Source organism: Ruegeria sp. (assembly GCF_028066395.1).
Classification (GTDB): Bacteria; Pseudomonadota; Alphaproteobacteria; order Rhodobacterales; family Rhodobacteraceae; genus Ruegeria.
In genome coordinates, this window is the sequence record NZ_JALCBM010000114.1 from 1 (window position 1) to 1,393 (window position 1,393).

General features: G+C 62.2%; 2 protein-coding genes. One reads left to right on the forward strand and one right to left on the reverse strand.

Annotated elements, in window-relative coordinates; all coding sequences use genetic code 11:
* Positions 1–740: deoxyribose-phosphate aldolase (deoC, locus tag MPJ51_RS21150; RefSeq protein ID WP_298390942.1), on the reverse strand; the 740-nt coding region annotated here is incomplete at its 3' end.
* Between the two features lie 198 nt (positions 741–938).
* On the opposite strand from deoC, the gene MPJ51_RS21155 reads away from it, so the two are divergent.
* The coding region (locus MPJ51_RS21155; protein ID WP_298390944.1) for a zinc ABC transporter substrate-binding protein at positions 939–1,393 on the forward strand (455 nt) is incomplete at its 3' end.

Consider the following 1,393-nt stretch of genomic DNA (forward strand, 5'->3'; position numbering starts at 1 on the left):
GACACGGGCAGGGTGGCGTTGACGCTTTCCTTACCGGTCGAGGTCTTGATGAAATCCGCCCCCGCCATCATGCAGACCAGCGAGGCGCGGGCGACGTTGCGCAGGCTGCCCAGCTCTCCGGTCGCGAGGATCGCTTTGACATGGGCGTCGCCGCAAGCCACGCGGAAGGCCTTCATCTCATCATACAAAGCCTGCCAGTCGCCCGATAGCACATGGCGGCGCGAGATCACGATGTCGATCTCCTCGGCCCCGGCCTTCACGCTTTCCTCGATCTCGGCCACGCGCAGGTGGAACGGCGACAGGCCCGCCGGAAAGCCGGTGCTGACTGCGGCCACCGGGATGCCGGTGCCTTTCAGCGCATCCACCGCCGTTTCGATCATGTCGTGATAGACACAAACGGCCCCGGTGGTGATCGGCGGCATGTCCAGCGCCTGCAAGACCGATGGCGACACCGGCTGGCGGGCCTTGGCGCACAGGCGGCGCACGCGGCCCACCGTGTCGTCGCCCGAGAGGGTGGTCAGGTCGATCATCGTGACCGCCTTCAGCAGCCACGCTGCCTGATGCGCCTTTTTCACCGACCGCCGCCCCGGCAGGGTCGCCGCGCGGCGTTCAATGGCCGAGGTGTTGGCCTGCACCGCCCGCACCCAGTCCAGATCCAGTTCCATGCCCGGATTGCGGGGTTCGGTCACTTGCGGCAGATGCGCGGTGCGCACGGGGCTCTCTTGGCTCTGCGTTTCCATCTTCACATCCTTTGGGAGGTTTGCGCCAAATTTGCACGGCGCGCGGGCAAATGGAAGGCATGGCGGCGGCGGATCGGCAAATTTTTTGACCAAATGGACAAAATAAGCGCTTTCTTGCGAATAATTCTCAATAGCATTGACTTAGTTGCGAATGGTTCGCATATTCATTCTCAACAGGATACCAAAACGGGGTCTGACATGATTCGTCGTAGCTTTCTTGCAGCATTGGCCTTGGCCGCTGCATTGCCATTGACGGCCTGGGCCGAGACGCCGCTGAAGGTGGTTGCCACCACCGGTATGATCGCCGATGCCGCCCGTCAGGTCGGTGGTGATCAGGTTGAGGTTCAGGGCCTGATGGGCCCCGGCGTTGACCCGCATGCGTATCGTCAGACCCGCAGTGACATCGTCGCCATGACCCGCGCCGACCTGATCCTGTGGCATGGCCTCTATCTGGAAGCACAGATGGAGGATTTCTTCCACGATCTGGAACGCAAACGCGCCGTTGTTGCGGTGGCCGAGGGTGTGGATAAGTCCAAACTGCTGGCCCATGATGATTATGCCGACAAATACGATCCGCATGTCTGGATGACGCCCGCGTTGTGGCGCGATGTGGTAATCAACGTGCAGGCCGCGCTGACCGAAGCCCGCCCCGA